This window comes from Nocardioides sp. JCM 18998 (genome assembly GCF_055391535.1).
The window spans coordinates 3,180,841-3,197,468 of the sequence record NZ_AP043886.1; the positions used below are offsets into that span (position 1 = coordinate 3,180,841).

The following is a 16,628-nucleotide window of genomic DNA, read 5'->3' on the forward strand; positions in this document are numbered from 1 at the left end:
GTGAGCGATCGCCCCCAGCCGACCATCGAGACCGATCTCGTCATCGTCGGCGCCGGCCCGAGCGGCCTGTACGCCACCTACTACGCCGGCTTCCGCGGGATCCGGGTCGTGGTGGTCGACTCGCTGCCCGAGCTGGGCGGCCAGATCACCGCGATGTACCCCGAGAAGCAGATCCTCGACGTCGCCGGCTTCCCCAGTGTCAAGGGCCGCGACCTGGTCGAGGCGCTCGTCGAGCAGGCCACCGTCGCCGAGCCGGTCTACCTCCTGGACCGGACCGCCGTCGACCTGGCCGTCCGCGACGACGGCCTCACCCTCACCCTCGCCGACGGCACCGCCGTCGAGGCCCGGGCGATGCTCATCACCGCCGGCATCGGGACCTTCCAGCCCCGGCCACTGCCCGCCGGCGAGGGCTGGGTCGGGCGCGGCGTGGAGTTCTTCGTGCCGTCGTTCGCACCGTACGCGGGCAAGGACGTGGTGATCGTCGGCGGCGGCGACTCGGCCTTCGACTGGGCGCTGCACCTGCACGCGATCGCCCGGTCGGTGACGCTGGTCCACCGGCGTGACGCGTTCCGCGCCCATGCCCGTACGGTCGAGCAGGTCCGCGCCCTCGGGGTCAAGATCATCACCAACGCCGAGGTCGTCGAGCTGCGCGGCGCGACGATCGTCGAGGAGGCCGAGATCAAGGTCGACGGTCAGGCTCGGGTGTTGCCGGCGCAGGCCGTGGTCGCCGCGCTGGGCTTCGTCGCCGACCTCGGGCCGATCCAGCGCTGGGGCCTGGAGACGAGCAAGCGCCACGTCGTGGTCGACCACGCGATGCGCACCAGCCGGCCGCGGGTCTTCGCCGCCGGCGACGTCACCGACTATCCCGGCAAGGTGCGCCTGATCGCGGTGGGGTTCGGCGAGGCCGCGACCGCCGTCAACAACCTCGCACCGGTGATCGACCCGGCCGCGCATGTCTTCCCCGGGCACTCGAGCGAGTCATGAATCCCCATCGAACCTGCACGACCCGGACGCACGACAAGTGGAACGTGATCTAGTCTTTGCCTCCTACCGGCGAGTCACTTCGTCGTCGGTCCGGCTCGGATAAGGACGTGAAGCATGCGGATCGCTCTGCTGTCGTACCGCAGCAAGCCCCATGTCGGGGGACAGGGCATCTACATCCGGAGGCTGAGCCGTGAGCTCGTCGCCCTGGGACACACCGTCGAGGTCTTCTCCGGTCAGCCCTACCCGGAGCTGGACGAGGGCGTGCTCCTCACCAAGGTCCCCAGCCTGGACCTCTACGAGCCCGGCAACGAGTTCCGCAACCCGCATCCGCGCGAGTTCCGCGACGCGGTCGACGTGCAGGAGTGGCTGACGATGCGCAGCGGCGCCTTCCCGGAGCCGCTCACCTTCAGCAAGCGCGTGATCAAGCTCCTCAGGGCGCGTCGCGACGACTTCGACATCGTCTTCGACAACCAGACCCTGGCCACGCCGCTGCTCGAGATCGAGTCGTACGGCCTGCCGCTGGCCGCGGCGATCCACCACCCGATCACGATGGACCGTGCGATCGAGCTCGAGGTCGCCCCGTGGTTCCGCCGCAAGAAGGGCAAGCGGCTACCGGTGGCACTCGAGCTGCCGAAGATCGGCGTGTGGCGCTGGTACGCGTTCCTGCGCCAGCAGAAGCTCACCGCTCCCAGGATCCGCCACGTCATCGTGCCCTCGGAGTCCTCGGCCCGCGACGTGGTCCGCGAGTTCGGCGTCGACCCGAAGAGGATCACCACGATCCTGCTCGGCGTCGACGAGCGCTTCAAGCCGTCCGGCGCTCCGCGGGTCAAGGGCCGACTCCTCGCGATGGCCAGCGCCGACGCCCCGCTCAAGGGCATCCACATCCTGCTCGAGGCGTTCGCCAAACTCGCCACGGAGCGCGAGGTCGAGCTGGTGCTGGTGACCAAGCCCAAGGAGGGCGGCATCACCGAGAAGCTGATCGACAAGCTCGGCATCGGTGACATGGTCACCTTCGCCAACGGCCTCACCGACGACGAGCTGGTCGCCCTGATGGGCTCGGCCGAGCTGGCCTGCGTCCCCTCCCTGTACGAGGGCTTCTCGCTCCCGACCGCCGAGCTGATGGCCTGCGAGACCCCACTGGTGGTCTCCCGCGCCGGCGCCATCCCCGAGGTCGTCGGCCCCGACGGCCTCTGCGCCGACGTGGTCGAGCCCGGCAACGTGGATGCGCTCAAGGAGGCCGTCGCGAACCTCCTGGACGACCCCGAGCGCCGGGCCAGGATGGGAGCCGCCGGTCGCCGCCGGGTGCTGGAGCTGTTCAGCTGGTCGGCGGTCGCGGCCAAGACTGCTGCCGTGTTCGACGACGTGATCACCGACTACCGGGTCTCGACAGGCTCGACCACCGCTGCCGGCTCGACCACCGCTGCCGGCTCGACCACCGAGGAGAACTGATGCTGACCGTTGACTTCGACCGGCTCGGCCTCGAGCCGGGCGACCGCGTCCTCGACATGGGGGCGGGCGCGGGCCGGCACAGCTTCGAGATGTACCGGCGCGGTGCCGACGTCATCGCCTTCGACCTCGACGCCGACGAGCTTGAGGGCGTGCGCAACCTCTTCGTCGCGATGAAGGAGGCCGGTGAGGTCCCCGGGGGCGCCGAGGCCGACGTCAAGCAGGGCGACGCGCTCGCTCTGCCCTTCGCCGACGGCGAGTTCGACCGGATCGTGTGTGCCGAGGTCCTCGAGCACATCTGGGAGGACGTCGCCGCGATCAAGGAGCTGATCCGGGTGCTGCGCCCCGGCGGCACGCTCGCGATCTCGGTGCCGCGCTGGCTGCCCGAGGTGATCAACTGGCGACTCTCGGACGAGTACCACAACGCGACCGGCGGCCACATCCGGATCTACACCGAGCAGGAGCTCGTCGACAAGGTCACCAAGGGCGGGCGCCCCAACGACGGCACCCCGGGCGACGCGATGGTCTTCGACGGCAAGGGCTACGCCCACGGTCTGCACTCGCCGTACTGGTGGATCAAGTGCGCGGTCGGTGTCAACAACGACGAGCACCCGGCCGCCAAGGCGTACCACAAGCTCCTGGTCTGGGAGATCATGAAACAGCCCAAGGCGCTGCGGTGGGCCGGCAAGGTGCTCGACCCGATGATCGGCAAGTCGCTGGTCCTCTACTTCCACAAGCCCGCGTGATCGCGGTGCAGGTCCCGCACGTCCAGGGCGTCATCACCGCCGACCAGGTCCGCGCCACCGCGGCCTCCATCGCCGCGATGCAGGACCGGCACGGGTTCTTGTCGGTCGGCGACGAGCACGCCGACATGTGGAACCACGTCGAGGCCGCGATGGCCTGCCTCGTCGGGGGCGAGGTCGAGGCGGCCGAGGCCGCCTATCGCTTCATGCCGGCGCTGCAGCGCGCCGACGGCTCCTGGCCGAAGGAGATCCGCGACGGCGTCGTCGTTGACGAGCGCGGCGAGGTCAACATGAGCGCCTATCTCGCGGTCGGGCTGTGGCACCACTGGCTGGTACGCCGCGACCTCGACTTCGTGCGGTCGCTGTGGCCGAACGTACGCGCCGCGCTCGACTTCGTCGTCGGCCTGCAGCAGCCCTTCGGCGGCATCCAGTGGACACCCGTCGACGACCTCAGCCTGCTGACCGGCAACTCATCGATCTACCACTCGCTGCGCGCCGGAGTGGCCCTGGCGGAGCTCCTGGACGAGCCGCAGCCGGAGTGGGAGCTCGCCGGCGGTCGTCTCGGTCACGCGATCCGCGAGCATCGCGACCTCTTCGCGGACAAGTCGACCTTCTCGATGGACTGGTACTACCCGGTCCTCGGCGGCGCCGTGCGCGGAGTGCAGGCCCGCCAGCTCCTGGCCGGCCGCTGGGACGACTTCGTCGTGCCGGGGCTGGGCGTGCGCTGCGTCGACACGAACCCGTGGGTCACCGGCGCGGAGACCTGCGAGCTGGTGATGGCGCTGGACGGGATCGGCCACACGCTCCAGGCGGTCCGGCTCCTCGGCGACATGCAACGGCTACGACACGAGGACGGCTCCTACTGGACCGGCTGGGTCTACGACGACGGCAACGGCGCACCCGACGAGCCGCGCGACGTCTTCTGGCCGGTCGAGCGCCCGACCTACACCGCCGCGGCGGTCATCCTGGCTGCCGACGCACTCGGCGAGCGGTTCGGCGCCTCGACGCCCGGCTCCGGCATCTACCGGGGGACGTCGCTCGCGCCGCACTTCCGTGAGATCGCGCTCGAGTGCGGATGCGCGGAGGTCTCGGACCCGGCCTGACCGGATGGGGGTCGGTGCCTCAGATCCGGCGCAGCACCCGCATCGAGCCGACCGCCTCGACCTCCTCGAAGCGGCCGCTCTCCAGCGCCGGCAGGTAGATCAGCTCGTACGGCGGGCGTCCGCCGTCGGCCGGGTCGGGGAAGACGTCGTGGATCACGAGCAGTCCGCCCTGCATCACGTGCGGCGTCCAGCCCTCGTAGTCGTCACGCGCGGGCTGCTCGCCGTGCCCGCCGTCGATGAAGAGCAGGCTGAGCGGCGTCGTCCACCAGCGACTGACGGTGCGCGATCGGCCCACCACGGCCACCACGCGCTCCTCGAGGCCGGCGTCGCGGATCGTGCGGCGGAAGACCGGCAGCGTGTCCATCACGCCGAGCTCCGGGTCGACCAGGGAGCTGTCGTGGTGCTCCCAGCCGGCCTGGTTCTCCTCCGAGCCGCGGTGGTGGTCGACGGTGAAGGCGACGGCGTCCCCGCCGGTGACCTCGGCGGCGGCGCCGAGGTAGATGCCGGACTTCCCGCAGTAGGTGCCGACCTCGAGCACCGGCCCGTACGGGAGCCGCTCGACGGCGCTCCGGAAGAGCAGGTCGCCCTCGTCCTCGGGCATGAACCCCTTGGCGGCGTGCGCGCGGGCGAGCAGCGCGGGAGGCATCGCCGGAGATGTAGCCGGAGATGCAGCGGGGCGGAGCGTCGGTGCGGTCACCGGGCAGACGTTAGCGCTGGCGGAGAGCCACCCCCGGACTGGACACGCGTCCGGGGGTGACTCCCGCGCTGAACGACCCCTGTTGTGGGGACAGGGTCGTCTCCGACCGTACGCCCGTAGTGACGACCGTCTCCTCGCTTTGCATAACCTCGGCGGGGCTGTCTGGACAGGTGCGGTCGCACGCCGCGCGACACGCGGCGGACCCCCGATTTGGCACCGATGGGGCACTCGGCTACTGTTCTCGACGTCGCCAAGACGCCCCGGAGACGGGGAGTCAGCGGAGACAATGCGGACGTAGCTCAGTTGGTAGAGCGCAACCTTGCCAAGGTTGAGGTCGCGAGTTCGAGCCTCGTCGTCCGCTCTGAGGTGTATTGCCTCCGCGGTGGGTTGGCCGAGAGGCGAGGCAACGGACTGCAAATCCGTGTACACGGGTTCAAATCCCGTACCCACCTCCAACCCGGTTACAATTCCATAGACTCGGACGATTGGCGCAGCGGTAGCGCGCTTCCTTGACACGGAAGAGGTCACTGGTTCAAACCCAGTATCGTCCACCAGTGAGAAAGCCCCCGGCCACAGGCCGGGGGCTTTCTCGTTCGTCAGGAGCTCGCCGGGGTGGCCCGGAACGCCTCGAAGTCGGCCCGCGACACCTCGGCGTACGCGAGCGCCCAGGAGGTGATGGCCTCCGCCGCGCGCCGGCCGGCGCCCAGGTACCCGGCGACCTCCGCGGCCCGGGCCGACTGCGCGTGGGCACGGGCCAGGACGATCCCGCACGCCTGCGCGTAGCGAGCGAACGGCGCATCGGTCAGCGTCTCGACGTCGATGCCGCCCTTGCGGTCGTGGAACTGGCGGACGTAGTAGTCGTGACCCTCGCTGCGCAGGTAGCCGAGCAGCGGGTCGCTGACCCCCTGCAGCACGCGCTGGCCCGAGACCACCCGGGCGCCCTCGCCCTGCCGGGCGATCAGATCGGCGATGCCCGCCGGGAGCGGCACCCCGCCGTACTGCTCCAGCACGCTGCGGCCGGCCTCCTTCGCCTGCAGCACCAGGGCGTTTCCGTCGCCGTCCTGGTAGAGGAGCAGGTAGCAGCGGGTGCCGACGCTGCCGACGCCGACGACGCGCAGGCAGGCGTCGACGATCCGGTACTGGGAGAGCAGCACCTGCACGTCGACGTGCGTCGAGGCGGCGTACTGCTCGGCGATGAGACGCGCTCGCTCCTCGTCGCGCGGCAGGTGCTGCATCGTCGGTGGGCGCTCCACGAACCGGAGCCGACCGCGCTCGTCGCGCTCGGTCAGGCGACGGACGGCACGCTCGGCGGTACGACGGTCCGCATCCGCGATCGCCGCCTGGAGTGCGGCCCGGGACGCGGCGTCCAGGTGGCGGCCGTCCGCCGCCTCGGCCTGGAAGTGCTCGTAGTAGCGCTGCAGCGGACTGCGCTCGACGTGGGCGGCGAGGGCCGTGGCGTAGGACCGTACGACCGACCCGGCCGCGTCCCGCACGACCTCCTCGCTGCGCCCGGTCGCCCGCCCGCCGATCACCACGCTGGTGACCAGCCGCTTGACGTCCCACTCCCACGGCGCCCAGGCCACCTCGTCGAAGTCGTTGAGATCGAAGACCAGGCTGCGCTGGTGGGAGGCGTAGAAGCCGAGGTTGGCGACGTGGGCGTCGCCGCAGGAGGCCACCGTGATCCCGCTGCTGGGATCCGCTGCGAGATCGGCCGCCATCAGCGCGGCCGTGCCCCGGTAGAACGCGAAGGGGCTCGCCGCCATCCGCTCGGCGCGCAGCGGGATCAGGTCCGGCAGCCGAGTGGCGTTCTGCTCGGCGAGGATGTCGAGCGGGGCACGCGCCGCGTCGCTCAGCCGGGCGAGCTCGGAGCGGGGCACGGTCTCGCGCAGGGCGCGTCCGGCGGCCCGCTGCTCCGCGGCGCTCGGGAAGCCCGCGGCGGCCGGGTACGCCGTCGGTGCCGGAACGGCTGTCGACGAGGTGGTCACCCGGTCATGCTCGCACCGTGTTCTCGTCCTGGGGAGGGGTCAGGTTCCGTGACAGCGCCATCCCGAGCAGGCCGAAGGGCAGCGGCAGCCAGTACGAGAAGAGCCGGTACGCGAAGGTCGCCAGCACGGCGTCGCCGGGGCTGACGCCGGCCAGGGTGAGCAGCGCGGTCATGCCGGCCTCGACGAAGCCGAGCCCGCCCGGCGTGATCGGCACGTTCCCGAGCGCCTTCGCGCCGCAGAACGCCATCAGTGTCAGGCCGAGGCGCGGCGCGCCGCCGATGGCGAGCAGGGCGACCTCGAGGGTGAGATAGTCGAGCAGCCAGCGGCCGACGGTGTCGACCACGGCTCGCCCCCAGCGACCGGCCAGGACCGCCGCGATCTGGTCGCGCTGGGTGAGCAGGCGCTGGGGCAGGTCGGTCACCGGGTCCGAGCGGCGGCGCAGCCGGTTGCGGACCCCTTGCACGATGATGCCGACCCGCAGCAGGGGGCGGTCGGTCCTCAGCAGGAGCACGGCGACCGCGGTGAGGAAGATGAAGACACCGACCGCACCGCCCGCGGTCTGGAGCAGGCCGCGGTCGACCTGGCCGGTCAGCGCTGCGGGGATCGCGAGGACGGGCAGGCCGAGCACGATCGCGAAGACCAGCAGCTGCACGGCGGTCAGTGCGCGGAGCACCTCGGTGCGCTGGCGGCCGGCGGAGACGAAGATCCGGTACTGCAGGGCGGCGCCGACCGGCCCACCGCCGGGCGCGATGTTGGAGAGCGCGTTCGAGGCCAGCTGGGCCGCGATCACCGGGCGCCATCCGAGGCCCGGCAGGGTGATCCGCTGCAGGTCCCACAGGCAGGCGCACACGCCGACCTGGAGCGCAAACATGGCCACCAGTGCGGGCCAGGAGAAACGGGTGATCTGGTGCCAGGAGGAGAAGGTGGCGACCAGGCTCGGGAAGACCAGGTAGAGGGAGACGGCGGTGACGACCAGCCAGATGACGTTGCCCAGCAGGGAGCGGGGCTTCTCTTTCTCGCCGAGATCGATCTCGGCGGCCACGTCGGTCTGGAGCACGATCGCCCGCTCGAGGCGATCGCCGACCGACTCGTGGTGGTGCGCGGTCCCGGTCGGTTCCTCCACAGCGCCATCCTGACACGCCCGGGTGTCGTGGGGGAGGCAGTCGGTGAACCCTCTAGACATCCAAGGTAAGCCTTGCCTTAGTATCGTCGTATGTTTACCGGGAAGGTCGTCATCATCAGTGGCGCCGCCTCCGGGATCGGTCGCGCGACGGCGCTGCGGCTGGCCCGGCAGGGGGCGCGGCTCGGGCTGCTGGACGTCGACGCGGAGGGGCTCGCCCTGACCGCGAAGGAGGCTGTCGCCGCCGGTGCAGGGACAGTCCTCGTCCGCGAGACCGACGTCGCCGCGGGCGCGCAGGTCGAGGCGGCCGTCGAGACGGTCGCCGCCGAGCTCGGCCCGCTCGACGGCCTGGTCACCGCTGCGGGCATCCTGCGTCCGGGGACGCTGAGCGAGGTCTCTGCGGACGACTGGATGCGGCACTTCGAGGTCAACACCACCGGCGTGCTGCACTGCCTCCAGGCGAGCGAGCCGCTGTTGCGCGACGGCGCGGCGATCGTGGTCGTCTCCTCCAACACCGCACGGGTGCCGCGCACCGGGATGATCGCCTACGCCGCCTCCAAGGCCGCCACCTCCGCGCTCGCCCGGTGCGCCGGCCTCGAGCTCGCCGCGCGCGGCATCCGCTGCAACGTCGTCGAGCCCGGCTCGACCGACACCCCGATGCAGCGCGACCTGTGGCCCGACGCCGAGGCCGGCGTCGCCCGCGCCATCAGCGGAGACCCCGCGTCCTATCGCGTCGGCATCCCGCTCGGCCGGCTCGCCGATCCCGACGACGTCGCCGCCACGGTCTGCTTCCTGCTCTCCGACGGCGCTCGCCACCTCACCCTCCAGCAGATCTACGTCGACGGAGGGGGCTCGCTGTGACCGATCTGCTGATCGACCCCGCGGCCTGGCCCGCGGCCTGGCCCGCCGCCGTCGGCCGTACGGGCGAGGGGGAGCGCGTCGTCTTCACCGGGTCCCGGCCGTTCGCCGGCCGGGTGCTGCGGACCTGGGCCGGTCCGCGGGCCGCCGACGACGGCGCCGCCGCGCTCGTCGGCGGGCAGCGGCTCCTCGTGGTGCTGCCGTTCGAGCAGGGTGGGGACGAGGTGGCGCATCTCGTCGAGCCGGTCGACGTCGCCGTCGACCCCGGCGTCTCGACCGGGCCCAGCCGCCGCTTCACGGTCGCGGCCGACCCGGCTCCCGCGACGTACGCCGATCGCGTCCGTGCGGCCCTGGACCGGATCGAGGCAGGTGAGCTGGACAAGGTCGTCCTGGGCCGCTGCCTCGACGTCACGGTCGAGCCGGCGCTCGATCCCACCGACCTCCTCACCGCGCTCGCCGCGGCTCGTCCGGGCCGCTACCTGGTCAGCACGCCGTTGGCAGACGGCCGCTGGCTCGTCGGTGCGAGCCCCGAGCTGTTGATCGCTCGCCGCGGCGACGCGGTGCGGAGCACCCCGCTGGCCGGCTCGGTGCCGCGCTCGCCCGACGGCGGCGAGGACACGCGACGGATGAGCCGGCTGCGCGACTCGGCCAAGGACCTGCACGAGCACGCCTTCGTCGCCGACGCGATCCGCGCGGCCCTCGCGCCGATCACCGCCGACCTCCAGGTGCCGGAGCGGCCGACGCTGCTCAGCACCGACACCCTGCACCACCTCGCCACGCCCATCCGGGCGCGGCTCGCGGCCGGTGCCGCCGGGCCCTCGGCCCTCGACCTCGCCCGGATGCTGCACCCGACGCCCGCCGTCGGTGGCGTCCCGACCGCCGCCGCCGTCCGGGCGATCGCCGAGATCGAGGGCCCGCGCGACGCGTTCGCCGGAGCCGTCGGCTGGGTCGGCGCCGACGGGGACGGTGAGTTCGCGGTGACGATCCGCTCCGCGGTGCTCGACGGCGAGCGGGTCCGGCTCTTCGCCGGTGCCGGCATCGTCGCCGGCTCCGACCCCGAGGCCGAGGTGCGCGAGACCGGCGCGAAGCTGACCACCATCGCCCGCGCGCTCGGACTGCCCGAGGAGCTGCTGCCGTGAGCGAGCACAGCGAGCGAGCCGCCCAAGACAGCGGTCGCCGCCGGAGTCCTGTGCTCCCCTCGCCGACCTGGCCGGAGGCCGACCGGGCGCGCTACCGCGCGGCCGGCCACTGGACCTCGGAGACCTTCGCCGACTTCGTCGCCGCGCGCTGTGCGAGCTTCGCTGAGCGGACCGCCGTCGTCGGCGTCACGGCGGCGGGGGAGTCGGTGCGCTGGACCTACGACGACCTGCTCGGTCGGGCCGACCGTGTCGCCGGCGGACTGCGCGCACTCGGCGTCACGCCCGGCGACCGGGTGATCGTCGCGCTGCCCAACATCGCCGACTACGTCGCGGTCGTCCTCGGGCTCTTCCGCCTCGGCGCGCTCCCGGTCTTCGCGCTGCCGACCCATCGCGAGATCGAGCTGGCGCAGTTCTCCCAGATCGCCGACCCGGCCGCGCTGATCGGGTTCGGGCCGACACTGCGCGAGACGTACGACGCGCTGGTCCAGCGCCTCGCCGCGCTTCCCGACGAGGAGGGGGTGGCGCCGCCGGTCCTGGTGGATCTGGCGACGCACGAGTGGGGCTTCGAGGCTCGCGCCGCTCGCACCTCAACCAACGAGGGTTTCGAAGCCCCGGGGCCCGAGGACACGGCCTTCCTGCAGCTCTCCGGCGGCACCACCGGCATCTCCAAGCTGATCCCGCGCACCGCCGCCGACTACCTCTACTCCGTCCGAGCCTCGGCGGAGATCTGCGGCCTGACCTGCGACGACGTGATGCTCGTCGTGCTCCCGGCTGCGCACAACTTCGCGATGAGCTCGCCGGGCATCCTCGGCATCCTGCACGTCGGCGGCACGGTGGTGCTCGCGCCCGAGCCCAGCCCCCGTACGGGCTTCGCCCTGATCGCCCGTGAGCGGGTCACGACCGTCGCGCTGGTGCCACCGCTGGCCCAGGCCTGGATCTCGGCTGCGCGACGGCGCCACCCCGACCTGAGCTCGGTGCACACCGTCCAGGTCGGCGGCGCCCGGCTCAACGACGTCATCGCCCGCGACATCACCCCGGTGCTGCACGGCCGGCTGCAGCAGGTCTTCGGCATGGCCGAGGGGCTGGTGAACTACACCCGCGCCGACGACACCGACGAGCTGGTGCTCACCACCCAGGGCACCCCGATCAGCGCCGACGACGAGATCCGGGTCGTCGACGCCTCCGGTGCCGAGGTGGCACCCGGCGAGGAGGGCGCGCTCCTGACGCGCGGGCCGTACACGATCCGCGGCTACTACGGCGCCGAGCGCTGGGTCGGCGCGGTCAACGCCGACGGCTTCACCGCGGACGGCTACTACCGCACCGGCGACCTGGTCCGGCGTCGCCCGAGCGGCCACCTCGTGGTGACCGGGCGTGACAAGGACCAGATCAACCGCGCCGGCGAGAAGATCGCCGTCGAGGAGATCGAGGGCCACCTCCTGGCCCATCCGGACGTGCTCGACGCCGTCGCCCTCGGGCTGCCCGACGACCGCCTCGGCGAGGCGATCTGCGTGGTGGTCCGGACGGAGCCCGGCCGGGACCGCCCCGGCGACCTGACCGGCTACCTGCGCGCCGCCGGCCTGGCGACCTACAAGATCCCCGACTCGGTGGTCTTCCTCGACGACTTCCCGGCGACCCATGTCGGCAAGAACAGCCGCCGCGACCTGCGCATGCTGCTCGCCGCGGGTGTCGCGGCCGGCCTCGCCACTCCCTGACCTCCCTCAGACAGACCCGGAAGGACGAACATGGCTCTCCCCAACGCCATCGCATACGCCCCGATCATCGATCTGCCCGCCAGCAGGGCGCCGTGGGTGCTCGACCCCGACCGCGCCGCCGTCCTGGTGCACGACCTGCAGGCGTACTTCCTGCGCCCGTACGAGACCGGAAGCCCGCTGCTCTCCGGCGTGCTCGACGGCACCGCCGCGATCCTGGGCGCCGCCCGCGCTGCCGGCGTGCCGGTCTTCTACACCGCGCAGGACGGGGACCACTCCGATCGCGGCCTGCAGGGCGACCTGTGGGGCGGCGGCATGTCGGCGACGCCCGCCGACACCGACATCCACCCGGCCGTGGCGCCGTTCGAGGGCGACACCGTGCTGGTGAAGAAGCGCTACAGCGCCTTCGCCAAGTCGGACCTCGGCGCCCGGCTCGCCACCTCGGGGCGCGACCAGCTCGTCGTCGTCGGCGTCTACGCCGGCATCGGCATCGCCGCCACCGCGTTCGACGCGTTCTGCCGCGACGTGCAGCCGTTCGTGGTCGCAGACGCCACCGCCGACATGGGCCGCGAGCAGCACCTGCGCGCCCTCGACGTGGTCGCCTCGTGCACCGGGGTCGTCGCCTCGGTCGCCGACGTGGTGAGCGCGCTCGCGCCCCGTACGACCACCCCTGCCGGCCACGCCGACGACGCCGAGGGCTCCGGTGCACGAGGCGACGGCTGGGCGGCGACCGTACGCCGGGCCCTGCTGGGCGTGTCGAGCGAGGAGCTCGTGGCCGCCGCCGTCGCGACGCCGGCCGCCGACCTCTTCGAGCTCGGGCTGAGCTCGCTGCACGCCTTCGACCTGCTCGACGAGCTGGCCGAGGAGGGCGTCGACGTCGACTACGGCGAGTTCACCCGCAGCGCCACCCTGGCCTACCTGCTCGAGCAGGGCGCCGTCCCGGTATGACACGCACCGAGGGGACCGATCCGATGACCTGGCTCCCGCTCACCGCCGCCCAGCGGGGCCTCTTCTTCGCCCACCAGCTCGCCCCCGAGAACCCCTGCTACACCACCGCCGAGGTGGTCGAGCTCGACGGCCCCGTCGACCCGGTCCGGCTCGGGATCGCGGTGGAGGCCGCCTACGGCGAGTTCGAGCAGCTGCGGACCGTGTTCCGGCTCGCGCCCGACGGTCCGCAGCAGCAGGTCCTCCGCGTGCCGACCGCCTTCCTCGAGGTCCGCGAGATCGGCTCGGTCGACGCGGCCGAGGAGTGGATCCGCGAGGAGCTCGCCCGGCCGATGGACCTGTCGGTGAGTGCCGTGCGCACGGCGCTGCTGCGCCTGCCCGACGGTCGGTCGTGGTGGTTCCACGCCGCGCACCACGTCGTCCTCGACGGGTATGGCGTCCAGCAGCTGTTCCACCGCGTCGCGCAGCTGTACCGGGGAGGCGCCGCCGAGGCCGCGCGGGTGCCGCTCGGCGAGGTCGTCGCAGCGGAGCCGTCCGACCCACGGGGCGGTCCCTGGTGGGACGAGCGCCTCGCCGCGATGAGCGGCGTGGTGTCGATCGCGGGCCGGGTCGCCGCTCCCGCGCCGCGCGCGATCAAGCGCTCGCGGCTGCTGAGCCCCGAGGAGCACGGCGCCATCGCCGCCGGTGCCAAGCGGCTCGGCGTGGGCTGGACCGATCTGCTGGTGGCCGCGCTTGGCGCGTACGTCGCGCGCGTCTCCGGGCGGGACGACACACGCGTCGGCCTGCCCCTGATGAACCGCAGCGTCGCCGGCGTCGGCACGCTGGTGAGCGGTCGCACGGTCTGCACGGCGATGAACGTGCTGCCGCTCACCATCCCCGCCTCCGGCACCGTGGCCGAGGCGCTGGCGGCGAGCGCGGCGGCGCAGCGCGAGCTGCGTGAGCACCCGTACGAGCGGCAGGAGGAGCTGACCCGCCGCCTCGCCCGGCGCGACCCGGACGCCCAGCTGTTCGGGGCCCAGGTGAACCTGGTGCCGTTCGAGCTCACCCTGGACCTCGGCGCGGCTTCCGGCGTTGCCACGCGGGGCACGGTCCGCAACCTCACCGCCGGTCCGGTCGAGGACCTCACCCTGTGCCTGCGTGGCACGCCCGGTCGCCGTCATCCGGTGCGCCTGGAGATCGACGCCAACCCGGATCTCTACGAGACCGACGAGATCGACCTGCACCTGGAGCGGCTCGTGCATTGGCTCGCCGGCGTCTGCGCCGCGGCACCGACCGACCGGGTCGGCGACCTGCCCCTGCTCACTCCCCGCGAGCACGACCTCGTCACACGGGGCTTCAACGACACCGCCGTCGAGCGCGAGCCGGCGACGCTGGCGCAGCGGTTCGTGGCACAGGCCGAGCGGACCCCGGACAGGGTCGCACTGATCTTCGGCGGCGAGGAGCGGACCTACGCCCAGCTGCACGAGGCGGCGCGATCCGTCGCCGCGGGGCTGCACGCCGACGGCATCCGTACGGGCGACGTGGTGGGTGTCGCGCTCGAGCGCGGCTTCGCGCTCTACGAGGCGATCCACGGCATCGCGCTCGCCGGTGCGGTGTACCTGCCGCTCGACCCCGACCTGCCCGCCGCCCGGGTCGAGGGGATGCTCGAGGATGCGGCGGCGGCCGGTGTCATCACCGCCGCCTCGATGCCGGCCGGCGACCCGGGGCTCGCGCCCCCGACGCCGGCCGACGCGTCGTCGCCCGCGTACCTCCTCTTCACCTCGGGCTCCACCGGCCGCCCCAAGGGGGTGCTGGTGGGACACGCCGCGATCGACAACCGACTCGCCTGGATGCAGCACCACCTGCCCATCGGGGCCGGTGACCGGGTGCTGCACAAGACGCCGATCAGCTTCGACGTGTCGGTGTGGGAGCTCTACTGGCCGCTGCAGGTCGGCGCAAGCGTCGTCGTCGCCGAGCCTGGCGCGCACCGGGACCCGCGCGCCCTCGCCGGACTGATCACCGCAGCGAACGGGCCCGGCGTGACGACGCTGCACTTCGTGCCGTCGATGCTGCGTGCCTTCCTCGCCGACCGGACCGCCCGCGAGCGTGTCGCGGCGGCCGGTCGCGGGACGGTACGGCACGTGGTGACCTCGGGCGAGGCGCTGACGCCGGACCTGGTCGCAGGCTGCGCGGAATGGTTCGGCGTGACGCCGACCAACCTCTACGGGCCGACCGAGGCCGCCGTCGACGTCACGGTGCACGACTGCGTCGTGGGGGAGCCGGTGGTGCCGATCGGACGCCCGGTCTGGAACACCTCCTGCCTGGTGCTCGACGCCGACCTGCGCCCCGTCCCGATCGGTGTGGCCGGCGAGCTGTGGCTCGGCGGCGTGCAGCTGGCCGACGGGTACGTGGGACGTCCCGAGCTGACCGCCGAGCGCTTCGTGCCCACCCCGTACGGCCGTCTCTACCGCACCGGCGACATCGCCGCCTGGCGGCCCGACGGCACGCTGCGCTACCTCGGCCGCGGCGACGACCAGGTCAAGATCCGCGGCCAGCGCGTCGAGCTCGGCGAGATCGAGGCGGCCCTCGCCGGCACCATCGGCGTCGCGGCTGTGGCGGCCGGCGTGCACGAGGGGCGACTGGTCGCCTGGTACGTCGCCGACGGCGCCTCCGCGGGGGATGCCGGGACGGCCCTCCGTACCGCCGCGTCGACCGCGCTGCCGGCCGGGTTCGTGCCGCAACACTGGATCGCGGTGCCGTCCATCCCACTCGGCACGTCCGGCAAGACCGACCGCAGGGCGCTCGCCTCCGCCCATCCGCCGGAGGCGGGTGGCGGCTCCGGCTCGGGGAGCCCGCGCGGGCTCCTCGAGCAGCGCCTGTGCGCGCTCATCGCCGAGACCCTCACCGTCTCCGTCGGTCCCGACGACGACTTCTTCGCGCTCGGCGGCGACTCGCTCTCCGTGCTGCGGCTGGTGTCGGCGATCGCCGAGGAGACCGGGTACGACGCGGTGCTCGGGGACGTCTTCGCCGCGCCGAGCGCGGCGCTGCTGGCGGCACGGTTGGTGGAGGGAGCGGGCGGTGTCGCGGCATCCGGCGACACGGCATTCAGCGACACCGTATTCGGCGACACAGGGCAGATCCTCACGCTGAGGCCGGCGCGCGATCCCGGAGCCGCGCCGCTCTTCCTGCTGCCGCCGGCCGGCGGCCTCGGCTGGTGCTACACCGGCCTGTTGCGCGGTCTCCCCGCCGACCTGGGTGTCCACGCGATCCAGGCGCCGGGGCTGGCGTCGGGCACACCCGAGCCGGCCGCCGACCTGGACGCGCTGGCGGCACGGCAGCTCGCCGCGATCCGTACGGTGGTCGGGACCGGCTCGTTCCACGTGGCCGGCTGGTCGCTGGGCGGCATGGCCGCGCACGCCGTCGCCGCGCTGGCACGCGGCGAGGGCCGGGAGGTCGGGGCGGTCGTGCTGCTCGACGCCTACCCGTCGGACCAGTGGCGTGACCTCGCCGAGCCCTCCGAGGAGGAGGCGCTGGTCGGGGTCCTGCGCCTCGGCGGAGTCGAGCCGCCCGACGGCCCGCTCGACCGGGCCCGCGCGATCGCGCTGCTCCAGGAGTCCGGCAGCGCCGTCGGCCGGCTCCCCGAGCCGGTCCTGCGCGGGTGCCTCGCCTCCGTGGTCGACGCCGCCCGAATCGTCCGCGGCTCGACGCACCGCGTCCTGCCCGGCGACGCGGCCCTCGTCGTCGCCGGAGCCCCGCGCAAGGAGTCCTGGGTCGACCCGGCCGGCTGGGCCCCGTACGTCTCGGGACGCCTCGATGTCGTCACCCTCGACGCCACCCACGGCGAGCTGGTCCGGCGCCCCGCGGTCGACCGGATCGCCGCGCTGATCACCGCCCTCATCGCCGGTTGACTCAGGCCTCCG

Annotated in this window: 12 protein-coding genes and 3 tRNA genes; 12 read left to right on the forward strand and 3 right to left on the reverse strand. The window is 73.0% G+C overall.

Annotation, left to right across the window (positions count from 1 at the left end; translation table 11 throughout):
* The 4 genes from ACZ5L9_RS14935 to ACZ5L9_RS14950 all read left to right on the forward strand — a co-directional run bounded on the left by ACZ5L9_RS14935 (position 1) and on the right by ACZ5L9_RS14950 (position 4,276).
* On the forward strand, positions 1–984 hold the full coding sequence (locus ACZ5L9_RS14935) for an NAD(P)/FAD-dependent oxidoreductase (protein WP_464528965.1): 984 nt from the start codon (positions 1–3) through the stop codon (positions 982–984).
* 114 nt (positions 985–1,098) lie between these two features.
* Positions 1,099–2,433: a glycosyltransferase family 4 protein gene (locus ACZ5L9_RS14940; RefSeq protein ID WP_464528966.1), complete on the forward strand. Its 1,335-nt coding sequence runs from the start codon at positions 1,099–1,101 to the stop codon at positions 2,431–2,433.
* A complete protein-coding gene (locus tag ACZ5L9_RS14945) occupies positions 2,433–3,176 on the forward strand; it encodes a class I SAM-dependent methyltransferase (RefSeq protein WP_464528967.1) in 744 nt (247 codons plus the stop codon). Before ACZ5L9_RS14940 ends, ACZ5L9_RS14945 begins: the two co-directional genes overlap by 1 nt.
* Entirely contained in the window at positions 3,173–4,276 is a 1,104-nt protein-coding gene (locus ACZ5L9_RS14950; protein ID WP_464528968.1) for a prenyltransferase, read from the forward strand. Before ACZ5L9_RS14945 ends, ACZ5L9_RS14950 begins: the two co-directional genes overlap by 4 nt.
* A 19-nt stretch (positions 4,277–4,295) precedes the next feature.
* Here the strand turns inward: ACZ5L9_RS14950 and ACZ5L9_RS14955 are convergent, their stop codons facing one another.
* Entirely contained in the window at positions 4,296–4,922 is a 627-nt protein-coding gene (locus tag ACZ5L9_RS14955; protein ID WP_464528969.1) for a class I SAM-dependent methyltransferase, read from the reverse strand.
* Between the two features lie 339 nt (positions 4,923–5,261).
* On the opposite strand from ACZ5L9_RS14955, the gene ACZ5L9_RS14960 reads away from it, so the two are divergent.
* The 3 genes from ACZ5L9_RS14960 (at position 5,262) to ACZ5L9_RS14970 (ending at position 5,527) form a co-directional block, all read left to right on the forward strand.
* Positions 5,262–5,334: transfer RNA gene (locus tag ACZ5L9_RS14960), tRNA-Gly, on the forward strand.
* 20 nt (positions 5,335–5,354) lie between these two features.
* A tRNA-Cys gene (locus ACZ5L9_RS14965) sits at positions 5,355–5,428 on the forward strand.
* 24 nt (positions 5,429–5,452) lie between these two features.
* Positions 5,453–5,527 (forward strand) — tRNA-Val (locus tag ACZ5L9_RS14970).
* A gap of 42 nt (positions 5,528–5,569) precedes the next feature.
* Here ACZ5L9_RS14970 and ACZ5L9_RS14975 read toward each other — a convergent pair.
* Together ACZ5L9_RS14975 and ACZ5L9_RS14980 are read right to left on the reverse strand one after the other, a co-directional pair.
* Positions 5,570–6,958 (reverse strand): DUF2252 domain-containing protein, encoded by a 1,389-nt coding sequence (locus ACZ5L9_RS14975; RefSeq protein WP_464528970.1) that lies wholly within the window; start codon positions 6,956–6,958, stop codon positions 5,570–5,572.
* A gap of 4 nt (positions 6,959–6,962) precedes the next feature.
* Positions 6,963–8,081 carry a lysylphosphatidylglycerol synthase transmembrane domain-containing protein gene (locus tag ACZ5L9_RS14980; protein WP_464528971.1) on the reverse strand — a complete coding sequence of 373 codons (1,119 nt, stop codon included), beginning with the start codon at positions 8,079–8,081 and terminating at the stop codon, positions 6,963–6,965.
* A gap of 90 nt (positions 8,082–8,171) precedes the next feature.
* Here ACZ5L9_RS14980 and ACZ5L9_RS14985 point away from each other — a divergent pair, with 90 nt between their 5' ends.
* From ACZ5L9_RS14985 to ACZ5L9_RS15005, 5 genes are read left to right on the forward strand one after another with little or no spacing between them, the layout of a single operon-like run.
* Entirely contained in the window at positions 8,172–8,939 is a 768-nt protein-coding gene (locus tag ACZ5L9_RS14985; RefSeq protein ID WP_464528972.1) for an SDR family oxidoreductase, read from the forward strand.
* On the forward strand, positions 8,936–10,075 hold the full coding sequence (locus tag ACZ5L9_RS14990) for an isochorismate synthase (protein ID WP_464528973.1): 1,140 nt from the start codon (positions 8,936–8,938) through the stop codon (positions 10,073–10,075). The genes ACZ5L9_RS14985 and ACZ5L9_RS14990 overlap by 4 nt, the downstream gene beginning before the upstream one ends.
* Positions 10,072–11,787 (forward strand): (2,3-dihydroxybenzoyl)adenylate synthase, encoded by a 1,716-nt coding sequence (locus ACZ5L9_RS14995; protein ID WP_464528974.1) that lies wholly within the window; start codon positions 10,072–10,074, stop codon positions 11,785–11,787. The genes ACZ5L9_RS14990 and ACZ5L9_RS14995 overlap by 4 nt, the downstream gene beginning before the upstream one ends.
* 30 nt (positions 11,788–11,817) lie before the next feature.
* Positions 11,818–12,732 carry an isochorismatase family protein gene (locus tag ACZ5L9_RS15000; RefSeq protein WP_464528975.1) on the forward strand — a complete coding sequence of 305 codons (915 nt, stop codon included), beginning with the start codon at positions 11,818–11,820 and terminating at the stop codon, positions 12,730–12,732.
* Entirely contained in the window at positions 12,729–16,616 is a 3,888-nt protein-coding gene (locus ACZ5L9_RS15005; RefSeq protein WP_464528976.1) for an amino acid adenylation domain-containing protein, read from the forward strand. The genes ACZ5L9_RS15000 and ACZ5L9_RS15005 overlap by 4 nt, the downstream gene beginning before the upstream one ends.
* The last annotated feature ends 12 nt before the right edge of the window (positions 16,617–16,628 follow it).

Bases quoted from the DNA above. Each gene is read 5' to 3' on its own strand.
- ACZ5L9_RS14940 (WP_464528966.1), top strand. From the start codon at position 1,099: ATGCGGATCGCTCTGCTGTCGTACCGCAGCAAGCCCCATGTCGGGGGA.
- ACZ5L9_RS14945 (WP_464528967.1), top strand. From the start codon at position 2,433: ATGCTGACCGTTGACTTCGACCGGCTCGGCCTCGAGCCGGGCGACCGC.
- ACZ5L9_RS14955 (WP_464528969.1), bottom strand. From the start codon at position 4,922: ATGCCTCCCGCGCTGCTCGCCCGCGCGCACGCCGCCAAGGGGTTCATG.
- ACZ5L9_RS14985 (WP_464528972.1), top strand. From the start codon at position 8,172: ATGTTTACCGGGAAGGTCGTCATCATCAGTGGCGCCGCCTCCGGGATC.
- ACZ5L9_RS15000 (WP_464528975.1), top strand. From the start codon at position 11,818: ATGGCTCTCCCCAACGCCATCGCATACGCCCCGATCATCGATCTGCCC.
- ACZ5L9_RS15005 (WP_464528976.1), top strand. From the start codon at position 12,729: ATGACACGCACCGAGGGGACCGATCCGATGACCTGGCTCCCGCTCACC.